General features: G+C 71.8%; 19 protein-coding genes and 1 pseudogene. 8 read left to right on the top strand and 12 right to left on the bottom strand.

What is annotated here, in order from left to right; translation table 11 throughout:
- Positions 1 to 40 precede the first annotated feature (40 nt).
- The 4 genes from ABD143_RS08215 to ABD143_RS08200 form a co-directional block, all read right to left on the bottom strand.
- On the bottom strand, positions 41 to 493 hold the full coding sequence (locus ABD143_RS08215) for a DUF1707 SHOCT-like domain-containing protein (RefSeq protein WP_343973691.1): 453 nt from the start codon (positions 491 to 493) through the stop codon (positions 41 to 43).
- Positions 494 to 669: 176 nt separating this feature from the next.
- Positions 670 to 1,002 (bottom strand): hypothetical protein, encoded by a 333-nt coding sequence (locus tag ABD143_RS08210; protein WP_343973688.1) that lies wholly within the window; start codon positions 1,000 to 1,002, stop codon positions 670 to 672.
- Between the two features lie 150 nt (positions 1,003 to 1,152).
- The gene (locus ABD143_RS08205; protein WP_343973684.1) at positions 1,153 to 1,821 is read right to left on the bottom strand and encodes a dienelactone hydrolase family protein; all 669 of its coding nucleotides are present in this window, start codon (positions 1,819 to 1,821) and stop codon (positions 1,153 to 1,155) included.
- Positions 1,822 to 2,250: 429 nt separating this feature from the next.
- A complete protein-coding gene (locus tag ABD143_RS08200; RefSeq protein ID WP_343973868.1) occupies positions 2,251 to 2,991 on the bottom strand; it encodes an SDR family oxidoreductase in 741 nt (246 codons plus the stop codon).
- A gap of 103 nt (positions 2,992 to 3,094) precedes the next feature.
- Between ABD143_RS08200 and ABD143_RS08195 the strand changes: the two genes are divergently transcribed.
- Positions 3,095 to 3,646 (top strand): TetR/AcrR family transcriptional regulator, encoded by a 552-nt coding sequence (locus tag ABD143_RS08195; RefSeq protein ID WP_343973681.1) that lies wholly within the window; start codon positions 3,095 to 3,097, stop codon positions 3,644 to 3,646.
- Between the two features lie 12 nt (positions 3,647 to 3,658).
- Here ABD143_RS08195 and ABD143_RS08190 read toward each other — a convergent pair whose 3' ends face one another.
- Positions 3,659 to 4,021: an Lrp/AsnC family transcriptional regulator gene (locus ABD143_RS08190; protein ID WP_343973678.1), complete on the bottom strand. Its 363-nt coding sequence runs from the start codon at positions 4,019 to 4,021 to the stop codon at positions 3,659 to 3,661.
- Between the two features lie 192 nt (positions 4,022 to 4,213).
- Between ABD143_RS08190 and ABD143_RS08185 the strand changes: the two are divergent.
- Positions 4,214 to 4,510 (top strand): annotated as a pseudogene (locus ABD143_RS08185) (LysE family translocator); the annotation flags it as partial.
- On the opposite strand, the gene ABD143_RS08180 reads toward ABD143_RS08185, so the two are convergent.
- Positions 4,507 to 4,884, bottom strand: coding sequence for a MarR family winged helix-turn-helix transcriptional regulator (locus ABD143_RS08180; protein ID WP_343973675.1), 378 nt, complete (start codon positions 4,882 to 4,884; stop codon positions 4,507 to 4,509). The pseudogene ABD143_RS08185 and the gene ABD143_RS08180 overlap by 4 nt on opposite strands.
- An 86-nt stretch (positions 4,885 to 4,970) precedes the next feature.
- On the opposite strand from ABD143_RS08180, the gene ABD143_RS08175 reads away from it, so the two are divergent.
- Both ABD143_RS08175 and ABD143_RS08170 read left to right on the top strand, forming a co-directional pair.
- Positions 4,971 to 6,419: an MFS transporter gene (locus tag ABD143_RS08175; protein ID WP_343973672.1), complete on the top strand. Its 1,449-nt coding sequence runs from the start codon at positions 4,971 to 4,973 to the stop codon at positions 6,417 to 6,419.
- 99 nt (positions 6,420 to 6,518) lie between these two features.
- Complete coding sequence (locus ABD143_RS08170; RefSeq protein WP_343973669.1) at positions 6,519 to 7,016, top strand: hypothetical protein; 498 nt, start codon at positions 6,519 to 6,521, stop codon at positions 7,014 to 7,016.
- Positions 7,017 to 7,062: 46 nt separating this feature from the next.
- On the opposite strand, the gene ABD143_RS08165 is transcribed toward ABD143_RS08170, so the two are convergent.
- A complete protein-coding gene (locus tag ABD143_RS08165; RefSeq protein ID WP_343973666.1) occupies positions 7,063 to 7,911 on the bottom strand; it encodes a UbiA family prenyltransferase in 849 nt (282 codons plus the stop codon).
- A 35-nt stretch (positions 7,912 to 7,946) separates the two neighbouring features.
- Here ABD143_RS08165 and ABD143_RS08160 point away from each other — a divergent pair, with 35 nt between their 5' ends.
- Together ABD143_RS08160 and ABD143_RS08155 are read left to right on the top strand one after the other, a co-directional pair.
- The gene (locus tag ABD143_RS08160; protein ID WP_379659810.1) at positions 7,947 to 8,630 is read left to right on the top strand and encodes a methyltransferase domain-containing protein; all 684 of its coding nucleotides are present in this window, start codon (positions 7,947 to 7,949) and stop codon (positions 8,628 to 8,630) included.
- Positions 8,623 to 9,705, top strand: coding sequence for a type III polyketide synthase (locus tag ABD143_RS08155; RefSeq protein WP_343973660.1), 1,083 nt, complete (start codon positions 8,623 to 8,625; stop codon positions 9,703 to 9,705). Before ABD143_RS08160 ends, ABD143_RS08155 begins: the two co-directional genes overlap by 8 nt.
- An 11-nt stretch (positions 9,706 to 9,716) precedes the next feature.
- Here the strand turns inward: ABD143_RS08155 and ABD143_RS08150 are convergent, their stop codons facing one another.
- Positions 9,717 to 11,243 (bottom strand): bifunctional 3-(3-hydroxy-phenyl)propionate/3-hydroxycinnamic acid hydroxylase, encoded by a 1,527-nt coding sequence (locus ABD143_RS08150; RefSeq protein ID WP_343973657.1) that lies wholly within the window; start codon positions 11,241 to 11,243, stop codon positions 9,717 to 9,719.
- Between the two features lie 589 nt (positions 11,244 to 11,832).
- Here ABD143_RS08150 and ABD143_RS08145 point away from each other — a divergent pair.
- Both ABD143_RS08145 and ABD143_RS08140 read left to right on the top strand, forming a co-directional pair.
- On the top strand, positions 11,833 to 12,309 hold the full coding sequence (locus tag ABD143_RS08145; protein WP_343973654.1) for a hypothetical protein: 477 nt from the start codon (positions 11,833 to 11,835) through the stop codon (positions 12,307 to 12,309).
- 203 nt (positions 12,310 to 12,512) lie between these two features.
- Positions 12,513 to 13,856, top strand: coding sequence for a sensor histidine kinase (locus tag ABD143_RS08140; protein WP_343973651.1), 1,344 nt, complete (start codon positions 12,513 to 12,515; stop codon positions 13,854 to 13,856).
- Here the strand turns inward: ABD143_RS08140 and ABD143_RS08135 are convergent.
- The 4 genes from ABD143_RS08135 to ABD143_RS08120 form a co-directional block, all read right to left on the bottom strand.
- Complete coding sequence (locus ABD143_RS08135) at positions 13,848 to 14,543, bottom strand: response regulator transcription factor (RefSeq protein ID WP_343973648.1); 696 nt, start codon at positions 14,541 to 14,543, stop codon at positions 13,848 to 13,850. The genes ABD143_RS08140 and ABD143_RS08135 overlap by 9 nt on opposite strands.
- An 83-nt stretch (positions 14,544 to 14,626) precedes the next feature.
- Complete coding sequence (locus ABD143_RS08130; RefSeq protein ID WP_343973645.1) at positions 14,627 to 15,508, bottom strand: carbohydrate ABC transporter permease; 882 nt, start codon at positions 15,506 to 15,508, stop codon at positions 14,627 to 14,629.
- Positions 15,505 to 16,431: a carbohydrate ABC transporter permease gene (locus ABD143_RS08125; RefSeq protein WP_343973642.1), complete on the bottom strand. Its 927-nt coding sequence runs from the start codon at positions 16,429 to 16,431 to the stop codon at positions 15,505 to 15,507. The genes ABD143_RS08130 and ABD143_RS08125 overlap by 4 nt, the downstream gene beginning before the upstream one ends.
- Positions 16,428 to 17,771, bottom strand: coding sequence for an ABC transporter substrate-binding protein (locus tag ABD143_RS08120; RefSeq protein ID WP_343973639.1), 1,344 nt, complete (start codon positions 17,769 to 17,771; stop codon positions 16,428 to 16,430). The genes ABD143_RS08125 and ABD143_RS08120 overlap by 4 nt, the downstream gene beginning before the upstream one ends.
- Positions 17,772 to 17,825: the final 54 nt, after the last annotated feature.

Here is a 17,825-nt window from a genome sequence, read left to right as displayed (position 1 = left end):
TGCGCCGAACCGACTGCCCCGAATCGAATTGTGGGAACCTCTAGCGGAACCCGCCGCCGTACTCGGGACCGTCGGGGACGATTCTGTGCACGACGACCAAGGCCAGGGTCATGACGAACATCAGCACGGCGAGCGCGATCACGACCGTCCGGGCGGCGACCGTCCGGCGACCCCGGTCGCGTGAGGTCAGCGAGGTGAGGTTGTCGGCGAACTGTTCACGGGCCATCGCGAAGACCAGCCCCCACCCGGCCGGCTTCGGCACTGCCGGAAGGTCGGCCGTGAAGGCCTCGAGCTCGTGGCGGTACCGCGCGGCGTAGACCTTGCCGAGACGTTCCTCGGTTTCCTCCATCGTCAGCCGCCCGGCGCCGGCCGCCTCCTGCACGACCGCGGCGGCCCGCTCGCGTTCGGCGTTCGAACACCTGATCGCTCCCGCCTGCGGCGCCGAGGTGTCCGGGGCTGCAGCGGCATGGGCGGCACTGTCGGCACTTGTCATCGGGTCGTCCTCCGGTTCGAGCGTCATTGCGGCCCGCACGGCCCCGGTACCGGCGGGGCCGGCAGCGGTGCGGGCCGTCGCCGAGGCCGAGGTTAGGAAACCGCGGCCCTCGAGCCGGCCAGAGAGAAGCAAGCTCCGGGCAAGAACAACCGCGAAGCCTGTGCCGACGGCCAGAGTCAGGCCTCGTCGAGCGCCTCCCCGAAGCCGCGCAGGAGAGCGTGGTGCCGGTTGTGGGCGAGGACGTGTCCAACGGCGAGCACCGCCGCCACCGGCCATTCGATGATCTGGAGCACGACAAGGGTCGCAATGCCGCCCAAGAAGACGAGCTGATCGGGAGGCGGCAGCTCGATGCGGCCGACGCCGGGCACCTCGACGTGGAGCGAGTTCTGCTCGAGCGTTCTCGCCGCAGCCTGCGTCGCCGCGCCGGTCCCGCCGGTCCCCCCGGTCCCATCGGTCGTGGATGTCGGCGCCGTCGGCGATGTCGTCGACGCAGTGCCGGTTGTCGGCATCGTCGTGCTCCCCTCCGTGCCCGCCGCCCGCCGAGGTCCGGCGTCGGCTCCGCGGCAGCGTGGCACGCAGCGGCCCGTCGCCCCTCACCTCACCCAGGTGAAACCGGCTCGGGTCCGGCGATCGACAGGAGCCCTCCATCGGCGTGCGGCTCAGGCAGACGCCGACAGGTGGCGCAGGAACCAGTCCCGCGCGAGCCCGGCCACTTTCTCGAGGGCCCCGGGCTCCTCGAACAGGTGCGTCGCACCCGGAACGACGACCAGGCGCGCCTCGCCGCCGAGTTCCCGTGCCGCCTCCCGGTTGAGTTCGAGGACGAGCGGGTCCTGCCCTCCGACGAGCAGCAAGGTGGGCTGGTGTACGTCGCGCAGGACGGGCCCGGCGAGGTCAGGCCGCCCGCCGCGGGAGACCACGGCCCGCACGACCCCGGGCCGGGAGGCAGCGGCGAACAACGCGGCCGCTGCACCGGTGCTCGCCCCGAACAGCCCGATGCCCAGCCCGCTGAGCGGCTCGCTCCCGGCCACTCGGTCGGTCAGCGCCGTCACCCGCTCGGTGAGCCGCTCGATGTCGAACCGTAGCGCCGCGGTCCGCAGGTCGGTCTGTTCCTCCTCCGGGGTGAGCAGGTCGGCCAGCACAGTCACCAGGCCGGCCCGGCTGAGCACGTCGGCGACGTAGCGATTGCGAGGGCTGTGCCGGCCGCTGCCGCTGCCGTGCGCGAACAGCACGGCTCCCCGCGGCGATGCCGGCACGCTGACGTCCGCGTCGAGAACGACGCCCGCGGCAGGGATCCGCTCGGTCCGACGGACGATGTCAGTGCTGGTCATCGGCTCCCCTGGAAGGCGAAAGGCGGATCGTGGCTTCATGGTGACTTTCGTCCCCTAGCGGCGGTCGTTCCTGACCCTCGCGGGACCAACGGGCGCGGTGCGCCCTGCACCGAGGGTGCATATGCGCACGACCTCCGCCGCAGCCGCCCATTCAGCTCAGGTGCCAGGACAAGCTGCTCGACAGGCTGTTCCGCAACGACCCCGAGCGCTCAACGGGCGCGCACCTGTGCCTCCGCCCGCGCGGGCCGGCATGGCATGACCTGGCCTCGTGTCCCGCGCCGGAGGTCCGGTGCGTATATCGGCGGATCCAGGTTTCCGCTGGGTGTGCCGGCGGACGGCCCTCGTACCGGGCGTACTCGGGCCGTTCGCCGGTGCGCCCAGAGGGGAGCTGGGCCGTCGAGATATGTGGTGGGCTTGCGGCGCGGGACACTAGCCCTGGACAGTCGGGCGGATGGTGATGTCGCCGATCTCGACGTCGTCGGGCTGTTCGATGGCGAAGGCGACGGCTCGGGCGACGGCTTCCGGCGCGATGGCGAGCTCGGCCATGTTCCGCTGGATCTGTGCACGGACCTCGGGGTTGTCGATGGAATCGGCGAGCTCGGTGCTGACAAACCCGGGAGACACCGAAGTCGTGCGCAGCACACCGTCGGTCGACTCCTGCCGAAGACCTTCCAGGAGGGTGCGGACCGCATTCTTGGTCCCGGCGTAGACCGCCTGAGTCGGGACGATCTTCAGCCCGGACGTCGACACCGTCGTCACGAGGTGCCCCCGGCCCTGCCTGCGGAACACCGGGAGTGCCGCCGCGATGCCGTAGAGCACTCCACGGAGGTTGACGTCGATCATCGCCGACCAACCCTCGACGTCCAGCTCCGCCATGGGCCCGATCTTGCTGATGCCGGCGTTGCACACCAGCACGTCGAGCCGGCCGAACTCCTCGACTGCCATGCCGACGAGACGATCCAGGTCCTCGCGGCGGGTGACATCGGTGGTGCAGGTGACAGCACGACCGCCATGATCACCGATGCCCGTGGCGACCTCGGCGAGATGCTCCGTCCGGCGCGCACCAAGTACGACCGCCGCGCCGCGCTCGGCCAGCACCCGCGCGGTGGCCGCGCCGATGCCGCTGCTCGCTCCGGTGATGGCGACGACCTTGCCCTCGATGGCTGACATCGCTGACATCAAGGCCCCCTTCCAACGTAAAATGGACACGTGTCCGCCTGTTCCAGGCTAGCGGACACGTGTCCGGTTCTCCAGTCCGTCATGCAGAGGACAGATGAGCTCACCTGTACGTCGTGCCGACGCCGCCGAGAATCGCGCCCGGATCATCCAGGCTGCACGAGCGGTCATCGCGAGCTCGGACGAGCTGAGGCTGAACGCGATCGCCAAGCAGGCAGGGGTCGGCCAGGGCACCCTCTACCGCCACTTTCCGACCAGGGAGGACCTGCTCGCCGAGGTCTACCGCCAGGACGTCGACGAGCTCGTTGCAGCCGCCCCGGCCCTCCTCGCCGAGCACGAGCCGGTCGCTGCGCTGGCCCGCTGGTTCGACCAGGTGGCCGACTACGCCCGGGTCAAGCGCGGAGTGTTCGCCGCGGTCGAGGTGGCGGTGTGGAAGGACCTGTCCGCGCACAGCCTCGGCCCGATCGGCGATGCGCTGACCACACTCCTCGACGCCGGCAAGGCCGACGGAACCATCCGCCCGGACGTCGACGCCCGTGACGTCATCCTCCTCATCGGCTACCTGTCGCGACTCGGCGAAGCGGAGTGGGACGCTCGCGCCCGGCACCTGCTCGATGTGGTCCTCGACGGCCTGCGCCGCCGCCGGTGACGAACCGCGGCACTAGGCCGGGAGCGGACGGTTGTCGACGACCTGCTTCATGACCAGCGTCGAGTTCATCCGTGCCACCCCCGGCAGCACCGACAGCGCCTCGTCCTGGAGCTGCTGGTACGCCGCAAGGTCGGCGGTGACGATCCGCAGCAGGTAGTCGGGGTCGCCGAACAACCGCTGCGCCAGCAGGATGTTCGGGATCCGGCTGACGGCCTCCTCGAAGCCCAGCAGCGTGTCCCGATCCTCCTGGCGCATGGTGACGAACACCAGCGCCTCGAACGTCAGACCGAGCGCGGCCGGGTCCACGACGGCGCGGTAGCCGCGGATCGCGCGGGTGCGTTCGAGCTCCCGCAGGCGGCGGTGACACGGCGACACGCTCAGCCGCCATGACGGTCGTGGTGGCCGCGGGCGTGGGCGCGCTTGTCGCGTCGAGCCCGATCGCGCTCACCGCCCTGACCGTGATCGGCGCCGCGTACCTCATCCGGCTCGGGCGCCACCACTGTCCCGCACCCCGCAGAACCGCCCGCCACACAGGTCGCCGAGCATGCCCCGCGCACGCCGGCGACCACCGTCGCCCAGGGCGTCGGAGTGAGCTTGCTGAACCCGAAAGGCCTCGTCATCTTCCTCGCGACCCTGCCCCAGTTCACAACCCCGGACGCGGCATGGCCGGTCGCCGGCCAGATGAGCGCGCTCGGCGTTGTCTTCGCGCTGACCTGCGCCGTGGTCTACCTGATCGTCGGCTCCTCGGCCGGGCGCATCCAGAGCTCCCGCCCGCACACGGCCCGCGTCGTCTCGCGGCTGTCCGGCGCGTGCATGATCGCCGTCGGCGCCGCCCTCCTGGTCGAGCGCTTCCTCATCCGCTAGGACATGGTGGCGGCGAGCACCGCGCGGTGGGTGGGCTTCGCCTCGAGATAGCGCTCCCGGCCCTTCTCGGTCAGCACCACGAAGATGCCGCGCCGGTCCATCTCGCACATCGAGCGCTCGACGAGGCCGTCGCGCTCCATCCGGGCGACCAGCCGGGACGCGGCGCTCTGACTCAAGTGCACCGTGTCGGTGAGCTCCGAACCGCGGCACTTCCCCATCTCGCATCCGGCGAGCCGTTCGAGGGCCTCGAACTCGCTGACGCCGATGCAGTGCCGCTGCCGCAGCTCGGTCTCGAGCGCGTTGTAGACGGCGGCGTGCCGGGCGAGCAGGGCGCGCCACTCGCGCACCAGCACGTCCTCGGCGACCTCGCTCACGGCCGCGATCGTAGCATGCGCAAGCATCTGATGCTCCTGCATTAAATGCGTTGGACTTTGATGCACACGCATGTAGCGTCGCGCCGGTGTCCACCACACAGCACTTGTCCACGACCTCGACACGGTGGGACGCCCGGCTCTGGGGCGTCCTTCTCACCGTCTCGCTCGTCGTCGGCCTCGACGCACTCGACGTGTCGATGGTCGGCGTCGCTCTTCCCGTCATCCAGGCCGACCTCGGCCTCTCGACCAGCGTCCTGCAGTGGGTAGTCAGTGGCTACGTCCTCACCTACGGCGGCCTCCTGCTGCTCGGCGGGCGCACCGCCGACCTGCTCGGCCGGCGGCGCGTGTTCCTCGTCGCCGTCGGCGTGTTCACCGTGACCTCGCTGATCGGCGGGCTGGTCGACTCCGGAGCCCTGCTCATCGCCAGCCGCCTGCTCAAGGGCGCCGCCGCGGCGTTCACGGCGCCGGCGGCGCTCTCGATCATCACCACGACATTCGCCGAAGGTCCTGCCCGCAACAAGGCGCTCGGGATCTTCGCCGTCTTCGGGGCGAGCGGATACTCCGCGGGGCTGGTGTTCTCCGGCCTGCTGACCGAGGTCGGCTGGCGCTGGACGTTCTTCCTGCCCGTGCCGATCGCCCTCGTCGCGCTGGTCGCGGCCTACCGGCTCCTGCCACGGGACCGCCCGCAGCGTTCAGGCGGGTACGACCTCCCCGGCGCGATCACCGGGGTCGCCGCGATGATGCTGCTGGTCTACACGGTGGTGGAGGCCCCGGAGGCCGGGTGGGCGGCGCCGCGCACCGTGATCCAGTTCGTGGCCGTCGCCCTGCTGCTGGCCGCCTTCGTGACGATCGAACGCCGGAGCGCGCATCCGCTGGTGCGCCTCGGCATCCTCCGCTCCGGCCCACTGGCCAGGGCCAACCTCGGGGTCACGATGTTCTTCGGGGCATATCTCGGATTCCAGTTCGTGGTGATGCTCTACCTGCAGTCCGTGCTGCACTGGTCCGCGCTGCAGACCGCGCTCGGCTTCCTGCCTGCGGCGCTGATCGTCGCGTTCGGGTCGCCGCGGATGGAAACCCTGATCGTCCGGGTCGGGACGTCCCGGACGATCGCGGCCGGAGTCGTAGCCCACGTCGCCGGATACCTGCTGTTCCTGCTCGTCGACCGCAGCGCGCCCTACGTCGTCGGGGTCCTGCCCAGCATGATCCTGCTCGGGATCGGCTTCACCCTCGCGTTCGCGTCCTTCAACATCCAGGCCACAGCAGGCATCCCGGACGACGAGCAGGGCTTGGCAGGCGGGCTCCTGAACACCTCGCTGCAGGTGGGCGGTGCCATCGGGCTCGCCGTCGTGACGGCCGTGCTGGTCGCCAACGGGGAGGGCCGGACCGGACCGGAAGCTCTGCTCGCCGGGTTCACCCCGGCGCTGGTGGTGATCACCGGCTTCGCGGTCGTCGGCCTGGTCGTCGCCCTCTCCGGGGTCGTCCGACGGCCCGGACGCGCCAGGGCGGCCGACACCGCCCCCGCCTTCGCCGAGTAGCGGGACGCGCCGCCGGCCCGGTTGTCACCGCGCCCGGCCCGGCGGCGCGGGTTTCCGGGGCGACGATGGGGGTACGCCCGGCACGTGCGAGGAGATGTGGTGAGCGGGGTGCTGGCGGGAGCGGCCGCCACCACCGCACTGAACGCCGTCACGTATCTGGACATGGTGCTGCGCGCCCGGCCGGCGTCCAGCACGCCGGAGGACACGGTCCGGAAGATCGAGAACGTGACCCACCTGCCGCTGTCCGCGGACGGGCCCGACAGCGAAGCAGCGGCCAACCGGCGCGAAGGGCTGGGCGCGTTGCTGGGCATCGCGACCGGGCTCGGCGCCGGCGCGGTCTACGGACTCGTGCGATCGCGTCTCGGACGCGAGGTCCCGTTGCCGGTGCTGGCACTCGGGGCGGGGCTCCTCGCCAACGTGGGCAGCGTGGCGCCGATAGCAGCGATGGGAGTGAGCGACCCGCGGACCTGGTCGGCTGCCGACTGGATCTCCGATCTCGTGCCGCACCTGGCCTTCGGGGCCGTGACCACCCTGATGTTCGAAAGGCTCTCATCGCCGCCCCGCCGCCGGCGGCACTGGCTGCGCCTCCGCTCATGACCTGACGCCCGGCGCGTCGCTTCACGCCGACGCTCGGCGAGTGACATCACGACAGTGCCGCGCCGGACGCCAGCAGGAGCAGGACGGCGAGCAGGGCGACGCCCATCACCGCCCGGAACGGGGCTCGCGAGCCGGCCGTGCGCCCGGCCCGGAACCCGGCCGCGAGCAGCAACATCGCGAGGACCGGCACCGCCACGGTGACGGCGGCGGGCAGCGGAGCGGCGATCGCCAGCACCACGGTCGCGGTGAACAGCAGCGTCGCGGCGGCGATCCGGCTGCGTGCGGCCCCGAGCCGGTGCGGGAGCCCGCGGACGCCCGTGGCGGCGTCGTCGTCCAGGTCCGGCAGGACGTTCGCGAAGTGGGCTCCCGCCCCGAGCAGTGCTGCCGCCACCGGCAGCCACCACGGCGCCGCCACCCACCACGGCGACGGCGCCCCGGGTAGCCCGAGCACGACGAAGACCGGCAGCAGCCCGAAGGCCACGACGTAGGGCAACACCGAGAACACCGTGGACTTCACCCCGAGGTCGTAGGCCCACCCGGCACCCACCGCCACGAGATGCACAGCGCCCGCGGCGAGCCCGGACGCGAGCGACAGCGGCACACACACCAGTGCGGCGACCGCGGCCGCGGCACCGACGGTCCGCGCGGAAATCTCATCCCTGGCCACAGGCTTGTCGGCCCGGCCGGCCGCGGCGTCCCGGCGGGCGTCGAGGGCATCGTTGAGCCAGCCGACCGACAGCTGCCCTGCGAGCACCGCCGCGGCCACGAGCAGCACACCCCGCGCGTCACGGCCCGTCGTCAGGGCGAGACCGGTGACCATGAGGGTCACCGCGACGGTCGGCTCCGGATGGCAGGCGCGCACCAGCGCGAGCGGGGCCGCGACGAGGGGCGCCATGCGCGCCAGTCTGGCAGCCTGGCGAGGTGCCGCTATTGCGGAACGATCCCGCCCAGTACGACGAGCTGGCGCAGCACTGGTGGCGGCCCCGCGGCCCGTTCGCCATGCTGCACTGGCTCGCGGCCGCCCGCGGGGCGCTCGTGCCGCCGGCGCCGCGGAAAGGTGCGGTGCTCGTGGACCTCGGGTGCGGGGCGGGCCTGCTGGCGCCGCACGTCCACGGGTACCGGCACGTCGGCGTCGACATCACCGCGTCCGCGCTCGCCCAGGCCGCGGCGCACGGCGTGACGGTGGTGCGCGGTGACGTCACGGCGGTGCCGATGCCGGACGGCTGCGCCGACGTCGTGACCGCAGGCGAGATCCTGGAGCACGTCACGGACCTCCCCGCCGCGGTCCGCGAGGCGTGCCGCCTGCTGCGGCCGGGCGGCCTGCTCGTGATCGACACGCTCGCCGCCACGGCGCTGGCGCGGTTCGTCGCGGTGACGCTGGCCGAGCGGGTGCCCGGCGCCGCCCCGCACGGCATCCACGACCCGACGCTGTTCGTCGACCGCGCCGTGCTGGTCCGCGAGTGCGCGCGCCACGGGGTGACCCTTCGCCTGCGCGGCATCCGCCCGTCGGTCCCCGGGGTGGCGCGCTGGCTCGCCGGTCGCGCCGAGACCGTCCCGATGGTGCCGGTGCCCACCACCGCGGTGTTGTTCCAGGCTGTGGGCCGGCGTGCCTAGGAACGCGCGCCCCTCGGCCTACGTGGCCGGGATGGGAACCGCCATGCCGGGCGGCCCGCTCTCGCAGAGCGAGATCTGGCACGGCTACTTCGCCCCGCGCCTGGACGGCGACCCGGTCGCCGAGCGGATCTTCCGCTCGGCAGGGGTGCAACGTCGGCACGCGGCGGTGAACCCGCTGGTGGAGGACGTCTCACACTGGTCGACCGAGCGGCGGATGCGGCGTTACCTGGCGGAGGGGCTGCCGCTGGGCAAGGAGGCGGTGGGCTCGGCGCTGGACGACGCGGGGCTGCGGCCCGACGAGGTGGGACTGCTCGCGGTCATCTCCTGCACCGGGTACACCACCCCGGGGCTCGACATCCACGTGGCCGCCGACCTCGGGATGGCGACGGACGTGCAGCGGCTGATCGTCGGGCACATGGGCTGTTACGCCGCGATCCCCGGCCTCGGTGCCGTCGCCGACTACGTCGTCGCGCGCGGCCGCCCGGCGGTCGCCCTGTGCCTGGAGCTCACCTCGCTGCACCTGCAGCCACTCACCGACCGGGACGGGCGGATCGACCGCGGGCAGGTCGTCTCGCACGCCCTGTTCGGGGACGCGGCCGCGGCGGTCGTGGTCGCGCCGGGCGCTCCCTCGGCCGGTGCGCTGGAGGTCGTCGATGTCGCGGCGCTCACCGATCCCGCCACCACCGACCACATGACCTGGGACGTCACCGACCTCGGGTTCCGGATGGGCCTCTCCCCCGAGGTGCCCGCGGTGCTGGCCCGCCACGTCCGGGGGATGGTCACCGGGCTGCTCGACCGGCACGGGCTCAGCATCGCCGACGTGGACGGGTGGGCGGTGCACCCCGGCGGCCCCCGGATCCTGAGCACGGTGGCCGAGCGGCTGGAGCTGCCCGACGGCGCCCTGGACCCGTCGTACGCCGTGCTCGCCGAGCGGGGCAACTGCTCGTCGGCGACGGTGCTCCTGGTGCTCGACGCGCTGCGCGCCGCCGGGCGGCCACGGCCCGGCCGACCGGCGATGGCGATGGCGTTCGGGCCCGGCCTGACGCTTTACACGCTCCTGCTGCGCGGCAGCTGAGCCTCGTCACATCAGGTTCGCGGCGAGGTGGCCTGCACGACCCGGTCCGGCCGGACCAGCGCTGCGGACGCGCCGCCCGCGGCAAGCCACGCGAGCAGCGTGCCGTCGTCGGCCAGGTCGTGGCCCAGCCGCACGGTCCGCGCTCCGAGCGTTCTGGCGCGTGCCGCCAGCCCCGCGTCGACCGGGCCGGCGGTCAGCAGCGCGTACCCGTCGCCGAGCACCTCGTCGAGTGGCGTGGCCACGCCGTCGGCCCGGACGGTCGGCTGCGGGCAGACCGATCCCGGCAGATCGTGGCGGTGCCGCACGCGGTCCACCAGCGGTCCGGCCGGGAAGCGCGGGACGATCCCGCGTTCCGCCCGCGCCCGGACGCCGGGGAGCCGCAGCAGCATCCCGGTGAGCGGTCGCCGCAGGGCGGCGGTCACCCCGGCCCCTCCGGTCATCGCCCGCCCGACGCGCACCGCGCCGCGGATCACCGCCTCGGCATGCGCGCCCCGTTCGGATTGGTAGGAGTCGAGGACCTCCTCTGGAGCCACTCCCGGAACCCCGCCGGCCAGCACCGCGGCGAGCTTCCACGCGAGGTTGTGCGCATCGCGCAGGCCCGCCCCGAGGCCCTGCCCGATGAACGGGGGCGTCAGGTGTGCGGCGTCGCCGAGGAGCAGCACCCGGCCCACCCGCCACCGGTCCGCGAGCCGGGCACGGAAGGTGTACTCGGCGGCCCGCAGCACCTCCAGCTGCGTCGGCGGCACCCGCCACGGCCCGATGAGCTCGGCCATCCGCGCGGGGCGCGCCAGCTCCTCGGCAGTCTCGTCCGCGCGCATGCGGAACTCCCACCGGTACCGGTCACCCGGCAGTGGCAGGAAGGTCGCCGCCCGCCGGGCACCGCAGACCTGCTCGACCCCGCCCCAGGTCGGGATCGGCCGCGCGGAGCGGACGTCCACGACGAACCACCGGTCGGTGAACCCCAGGTCGTGCAGCCGGCTCCCGATGGCGGCCCGCACTGCACTGCCCGCGCCGTCGCAGCCGACCACGGCCTGCGCGCACACCGTTTCCGCGCCACCCGGAGCGGACAGCTCCACGCGGACCGGGGCGGTTGCGTCCGGGGGCTGGTCGAGCCCGGTCACCTCGGTGCCGACCCGGAGGTTCACCAGCGGGTGGCGGACGAGCTCGGCGCGCAGCACCCGATCCAGGTCCGGCTGGTCGAACAGGTTGGACTCCGGGTGCCCATGGCTCCCGGCGGCACGGTCGCGGCGGAACTCGGCGAAGGGGCGCAGCCGCGCGTCCACCAGCCGCAGCCCGGTGGCGGGACGGCTGATCCGCGCGAAGGCATCGGCCAGGCCGATGCGCTGGAGCACGCGCACCGCCTCGTCGTCCAGGTGCACCGCCCGGGGCAGCGGGTGGATGTCGCCGCGCCGCTCGACCACCGTGCACGGCACGCCGAGCCGGGCAAGCAGCAGCGCGGTCGTGCTGCCGGCCGGGCCCGCGCCGGCGACCAGGACGGGTACGGCTCCGCCCTCGACCGGATCCTCGGCCACCGCCACCGCCCGTCCACACACATGGTCGCCCACGTCGGAACGCCGGACGTGCGGGGTCGACCTGCCCGGGGCAACGTTAGTGCGGGACCCGGCTCCGTGCGCCCGTTATCCGGAGAGCACCTGTCCGTACACCCTTGCCCGGATGTGGCTACCGAACTTGTGGGGGTTCAGGTATCCCCATGAGCGGGGTACACAACATGAGTCTCGTTCCGCAATCGTGTACCAATTCGCGCCAGGGGCCGCACCAGAGGCGAGCCGACGGCGCCGACGGGGAGTACCGATGAGAATCCTCGCGCGTCCCGGCCGCGGCCGGTGCTGGTTCTCGCCGGGCACCTCGTACCGCGACCAGCGTTGCCCGGGCCCCGCGGGTGGCAGCGCCGGCCCGCCGTCGGCAACTCACTCGTCGGGATTTACAGCGCGCTAACACTGACTGAACTCGTCTTGACATTCGGCCGCGTAGCTTCGAGGGGGCCTGAACCCATTGAGCCGGATCGACTCGCATGACGACCGTTACCCGGAGCCAGCGGGAGCGCGGAGCCGCCGCCGGTCGGACCATGTGACACCGTGCGGGAGGACGACAATGGACGTTCGTTCCGTGGTGCTCGATCTCGTCGCCCAAGACGTCTTGCTGAATGGGCTTCTCGACACCGGCCCCGGGCCGGCCCGGCGCGACCCCGACACCGGAGAGAGCGTCGGTCAGACCTGCTACATCGTCTTGAGCTGGACCGAGGACGACCAGGACAGCGCTCCCGACGAGCATCGGCTGACAGCGCAGGCCTACCTGCCCCGCAACTGCGAGGCCGAACACCCCTTCCTCGACTTCCTGCTGCAACGCGTCTGGTCGGTCCTCGCGAAGGGCGTCGCGGACGGCCTGATCGCGGCCGAACGCCAGGGAGCCGCACGCGAGTTCGCGAACAACGGCTTCGACTCGATCTCGAAGAGCGGCAGCTTCGTGGTCCGTCCGGCGCCGCCACAGGTCGAAGGAAAGCCTCCGGTGAGGCTGGTTCCTGGCACCGGGCGCGAGGGCGACGCACCCCGTCCGGTGGAAAGGGTCGCTCGACCCGGAGCGTGAGCTGACAGGTCCGTGGCCGCGGCGCTCGTCCTGAGTCGCATCGACCCTGAGCTGCATTGAAGGCTGGGACGTTACGGCAGCGGGCGTCAGGACGAGCACAATCTCGGGTACGCGACCGGCAACGCAGCTCGGCTCGGCGGGCAGGTGCGCCGGACGCACCGCGATGCGGTTCCACCTCGCCGCAGCGCAGGAGGGAGCCCGGCATGCGCCGACGACTCGTCCATCTCGCCGTGGCGGCCGCAATGCTGGCCGTGGCGCTCTTCGGCCTCCCGCTCGCGCTGGCCATCGGCCAGTACGCGGAGACGAACGAGCTTCGTGACCTGGAGCGGGTCGCCGAGGCCACCGCGCTCGTCGTGGCAGGGGATCTCTTCGAGGGTTCCGTTCCGCGTCACATTCCCGACAAGGCCGACGACGCGGACATCGGGATCTACGACCGCGACGGCGTGCTGATCCTGGGGAGCGGTCCTCACGACGCAGGGGGGCACGTCCGGCGGGCCTTGAACGCGGAGGTCAGCGGCGGGGACATCGGGGGCTCCCTCGCTGTGGCCGTGCCGGTCACGCACGACGCCGACGTGATCGGCGTGGTCCGCGCCGCCGCCCCCGCCGTGAACGTCGACCGCATGGTGTGGGTGGCGTGGCTGGGGATGGCCGCGCTGGCCGCTGCCGCGATCGCCGCGGTCTACGTGGTCGCAAGGAGGCAGGCCCGCACGATCGCCCGGCCCCTGGAGGACCTCACCCGCGCCGCCTACCGCCTCGGCGACGGCGACTTCAGCGTCCGAGCGCCCTCGGCGGCGATCCCGGAGATCGACTCGGTGGGCGACTCGCTGAACTCCACGGCCAAGAGGCTCGGAGACCTGGTGCAACGCGAGCGCTCCTTCTCCGCCGACGCCTCTCATCAACTGCGCACGCCGCTTGCCGGGCTCCGGCTCGAACTGGAGGCGGCCATGGACAGCCCACCGGCCGACGTGCGGCCGGCGCTCGTCTCGGCTGTCGCTTCGCTCGACCGGCTGGGAGAGATGGTCGAGAGGCTGCTCGCGCTTGCGAGGGACAACCGCCGCGACGTCGAGCCGATCGACGTCCACGAGGTCCTCGACGAGTTCGAGCGGGACTGGCACCGCCGCCCGGCCACCGCGCAGCGGCCGATCCACGTCACGATCGACCCGGACGTACCCACGTGCGTGGGGTCGGGCACCGCCGTGCGGCAGGTGCTCGCCGTGCTGCTCGACAACGCCGCCGCACACGGTGGCGGCGCGGTCAGTGTGACCGCTCGCGACGCCGGCGAGGTGCTGGCGATCGACGTGTCCGACCAAGGACCGGGGGTGGCCGTTCCCGAGACCGACCTGTTCGTGCGCCGCGCGGACACGGCAAGAGGGCATGGCATCGGCCTGCCGCTGGCACGCAGACTCGCTGAGGCCGAGGGCGGCCGGCTCCGGTTGACGAATGCGCACCCGGCCACGTTCACCCTGCTCCTACCCGGAGTGGAGAGGGCGCACCTCCGACCAGCAGGCCCGCCGCGCCTCGAGGGGACGAAGGCGCCCTCAGTCTGAGGGCTGCTGCAACCGGTACCCGTGCCCGCGCACCGTGACGATCTCCGGGACAGCGCCACACCGTGCGGCCTCGCCCAGCTTGCGCCGCAGGACGGCGATGTGGACGTCCAGCGTCCGGGTCGATCCGAACCACTGCTCGTCCCACACCTCGGCCATCAACGTCGCCCGGCTGATCGCCGTCCCTGGTTCGGCGACGAGTCGCGCGAGCAGGTCGAACTCCTTCGCCCGCAAGGTCAGCTCGCATCTGCCCACGACGGCGCGCCTGCTCGTCATGTCGACGACGAGATCCCCGACCGGGCGGATCGACGGCGGCGGCGCCACGGGCGCGCCGCGCCGGAGGTGCGCTCTGACGCGCGCGAGCAGCTCAGCGGACCGGACCGGCTTGACCAGGTAGTCGTCGGCGCCCGCCTCGAGGCCGACGACGACGTCGACCTCCTCACCGCGGGCCGTCATGATCACGATCACGACCGCGGGCGCGGCGGCCCGCAGCTGCCGACAGACCTCGACGCCGTCCAAGTCGGGAAGGCCGAGGTCGAGGAGCACCAGATCCAACTCGCGTGCCGCCGCCTCACGCAGGCCCGCCCGCCCGGCCCGGACCCACACCACCTCGTGCCCCTCACCGTGCAGGCGGCGGCACAGGGCAGCTCCGATGGTCTCGTCGTCCTCGACCAGGAGCAGTCTGCCCACGTGGCCAGCCTAGGACCGGTCGACGCGTGCGGGGGCTGCATTCCACGAGGTCGACACCGGCGTCGGCATCAGGACAGCGATGCTCATACCCCGCCGAGCCCGGACGCGGAGACGCCTTCGATGAACCGCCGCTGCAGGGCCAGGAAGAGGAGCAGCATCGGCAACATCATGATCACCCCGGCGGCACCGATCAGGGTGTAGTCCTGCGTGAAACCCTGCTGGAAGGTGAAAAAGGTCGTCGAGACCGGCAGCAGGAAGGAGTCCTGGATGAAGGTCACCGCGAACAGGAACTCGTTGTAGGCAGACAGGGCCGTCACGAGGGCGATCGTCAGGAAACCCGGGAGCGCGTTCGGGAGCACAACCTTGAACAGGACCTGCAGCTCCCCCGCTCCGTCCATGCGGGCCGCCTCTTCGAACTCGCGCGGAATGGTCATCATGAACGAGCGCAGGAGCAGGGTCGCGAACGGGGAGAACAGGCCCCAGTAGATGACGACGAGGCCGAACAGCGAGTCGTACAGGTGCAGTGTCGTCCACAGGTAGAACAGCGGGACCAGGAACATCTGGGTGGGCAGCGAACTGGTCACCAGCAGGTAGGTGATGAACGTGCCCGACCCGGGCAGGTCCAGCCGGGCCATCGCATAGGCGGCGCAACCGGAGATGACGCAGACGCCCGCGACCGTTCCGGCCACGATGATCACGCTGTTCAGCAACCCTGCGCCCATGTTCGCCTGCTCCCAGGCGGTGGCGAAGTTGCTCCACCGCAGCGTCGAGGGGAACGACAGCGGGCTGGTCGCGAGCTCCGACTGGGTCTTCAGGGCGCTGAAGACGAAGAGCACCAGCGGGCCCAGCGCGAAGAGCAGGAGCGCGCACAGCAGGACGTAGGTGAGTGAGCTGACACGGCCGGTGACCGGATGCCGCGCCGGGGCCCGGCCGGCCGCACGTGCCCAGGTGGGCGAGGTCGTCATACTGCCCAGTCCTTCCGCTTGCGGATGACGAGGTAGGCCGCCACGACCAGGCCGCTGATCAGCGCCATCACGATGCCGACCGCCGAGGCGTAGCCGGCGCGCAGCGAGGCGAACGCCTCCCGGTAGAGCAGCGTGCTGAGCACGTCCGTCGCCCCGGCGGGGCCGCCCTGCGTGAGGATGTAGACGTAGTCGAAGGACAGGAACGACCAGATGATGGTCATCAGCCCGAGGAACATGAACGTTGGCTGGATGCTCGGCAGGGTGATCGACCAGAACTGGCGGAACGGCCCGGCGCCGTCGAGCGCCGCCGCTTCGTACAGGTTCGGGCTGACCCCCTGCATGGCGGCGAGGAAGACCACCACCAGGAAGCCCCACCAGGCCCAGTTGTTGACGAAGGCGACCGTGGGCAACGCGAGGGTCTGGCTCCCGAGGAAGTTCACCTGCAGGATCCGGCCGACCCCGACATCGGGCGACAGGAGGTTCTCCCAGATCGCGGCCGTGACGACGCTGGCCACGATGTAGGGGAGGAAGTAGGCGACGCGGAAGACCAGGCGGAACCGCCGGATGCGGGTGAGGGCGTAGGCGCCGAACAGGCCCATCACCATCGGCACCACCAGGAAGAAGATCGTCCACAGGACGTTGTGCCATAGCGCGTTGCGGAAGTCCGCGTCACCGAACAGCTCGGCGTAGTTCGCCAGGCCGACCCACTGTGCCCCGCCGATCCCGTTCCAGTCCGTGAACGAGTAGTAGACGGCAAAGAGGCTCGGCCCCAGCACGACGAGCGCGTTGACCCCGATGAGGGGAAGCATGAACGCCCACGCGATCACCGCGCGGCGGCGTGCGAGGCCGGAGCGGCGCCTGCCCCGCCGCGCGTGTGCGGCGGCAGGCCGCGCGGCGACAGGAGGGGCGGTTGCGGTGCTCACCGCGCGAGACCGGTCGGTGTGGGGGCGGGCGGGACCTTCCGGGCCGCCAGTTCGTTGCGGAAGACCCCGTCCAGGCCTGCCAGGTAGTCCTGGGTGCTCAGCTGCCCGGTGATCACCTTGTCGAAGTTGGTGTACAGGTCGGTGTCCGTCTGCTGCGGCCAGAACGTCCAGGTCGTGTAGCCGATCGTCGCCGCGTTGCTCAGCTTCGTGTAGAGCCGGACGAGTCGCTCGTCCACCGACGCCGGGAAGTCGGCCTCCGACAGATGGACGGGAGCCGGCTGCAACGACGCCTCGGCGATGCCCTGGGCCTGGCGCTTCGGGTCGGTCTCGAGGAAGTTGAGGTACTCGGCGGCGGCGTCCGGGTTCGCGGACTTGGCGTTGATGGACAGGGTCTGGCCGATGCCGAGGTCCCAGACCTCCGCAGGCACCCCGTCCCGCAGGGGGAAGAGCGGGGCCCAGTCCCATGTGGCGTCGTTCCCGGCGGGCGCGCCGAAGTAGGGGAGGATCTCGCTCGTCGCCCATGAGCCGGTGATCATGAAGACCGCGTCCCCCGACGCCAGCGCTGCGTAGAGGTTCGGGAACGTGTTGGTGAAGTAGGAGTCCACGGCGCCGCCCCACCAGCCACGCTGGTAGTACCCGCTCAGCAGGTTGATCGCGTCGGCGAAGACCGGGTCGGTCCACGGCGTCTGACCCTGCAGGGCCGAGTAGACCGCGTCGGGCCCGGCGTAGTGGTTGAGCGCGAAGGTGACCCACCACTCCGACGCCGCTCGCCAGTCTGCGTTGCCCGCGGCGACCGGCATGAGCCCCTTGGCCTTGGCCTCGGTACAGATGGCCTCGAACTCGGTGCGGTTCGTGGGCACCTTCCAGCCGTGCTGCTCCAGCGTCGCCGGGTTGTAGATCAACATCATCGTCTCGTACCCGGCGGGCAGGCACACGAGCTTGCCGTCGACCCGGCTCGCTTCGAGCGCCCACGAGGCCAGCGCCGAGTCCCATCCGTACTTCTGGGAGTACTGCTCCAGCGGTAGCAGGTAGCCCGCGCCGGCGTAGGCGGCGACCTGTGCCGGGCCCGGGGTGAGGACGAGGTCCGGTCCCGTGCCCGCGGCGAGTGCGGTCTGGGTCAGCTGGTCGATGGTGTCGTTCGGCTTGACCGTCATACGGACCTGCGCCGAACCCCGGAAGGCGTCGACCCGCTCCTTCTTGAAGTAGTCCTGCTGCTGCTGGTCCTGGAACGCGCCCCAGTACTGGAGGCCTCCTCCGGAACCGGAGCCGCAGGAGGCCAGCACCGGGGTGAGGGCTGCCGCCCCGGACAAGATCAGGAAATTCCTCCGCGAGATGATCACGTGACTCCTCCTCGTGCCTGACGGCGTTGTCGAATGGGCTGCAGGAGTGCGGTC

Origin of the sequence: Pseudonocardia aurantiaca (genome assembly GCF_039526725.1) — a bacterium.
GTDB classification, from domain to species: domain Bacteria; phylum Actinomycetota; class Actinomycetes; order Mycobacteriales; family Pseudonocardiaceae; genus Pseudonocardia; species Pseudonocardia aurantiaca.
This window is presented reverse-complemented; position numbering and strand designations above follow the sequence as displayed.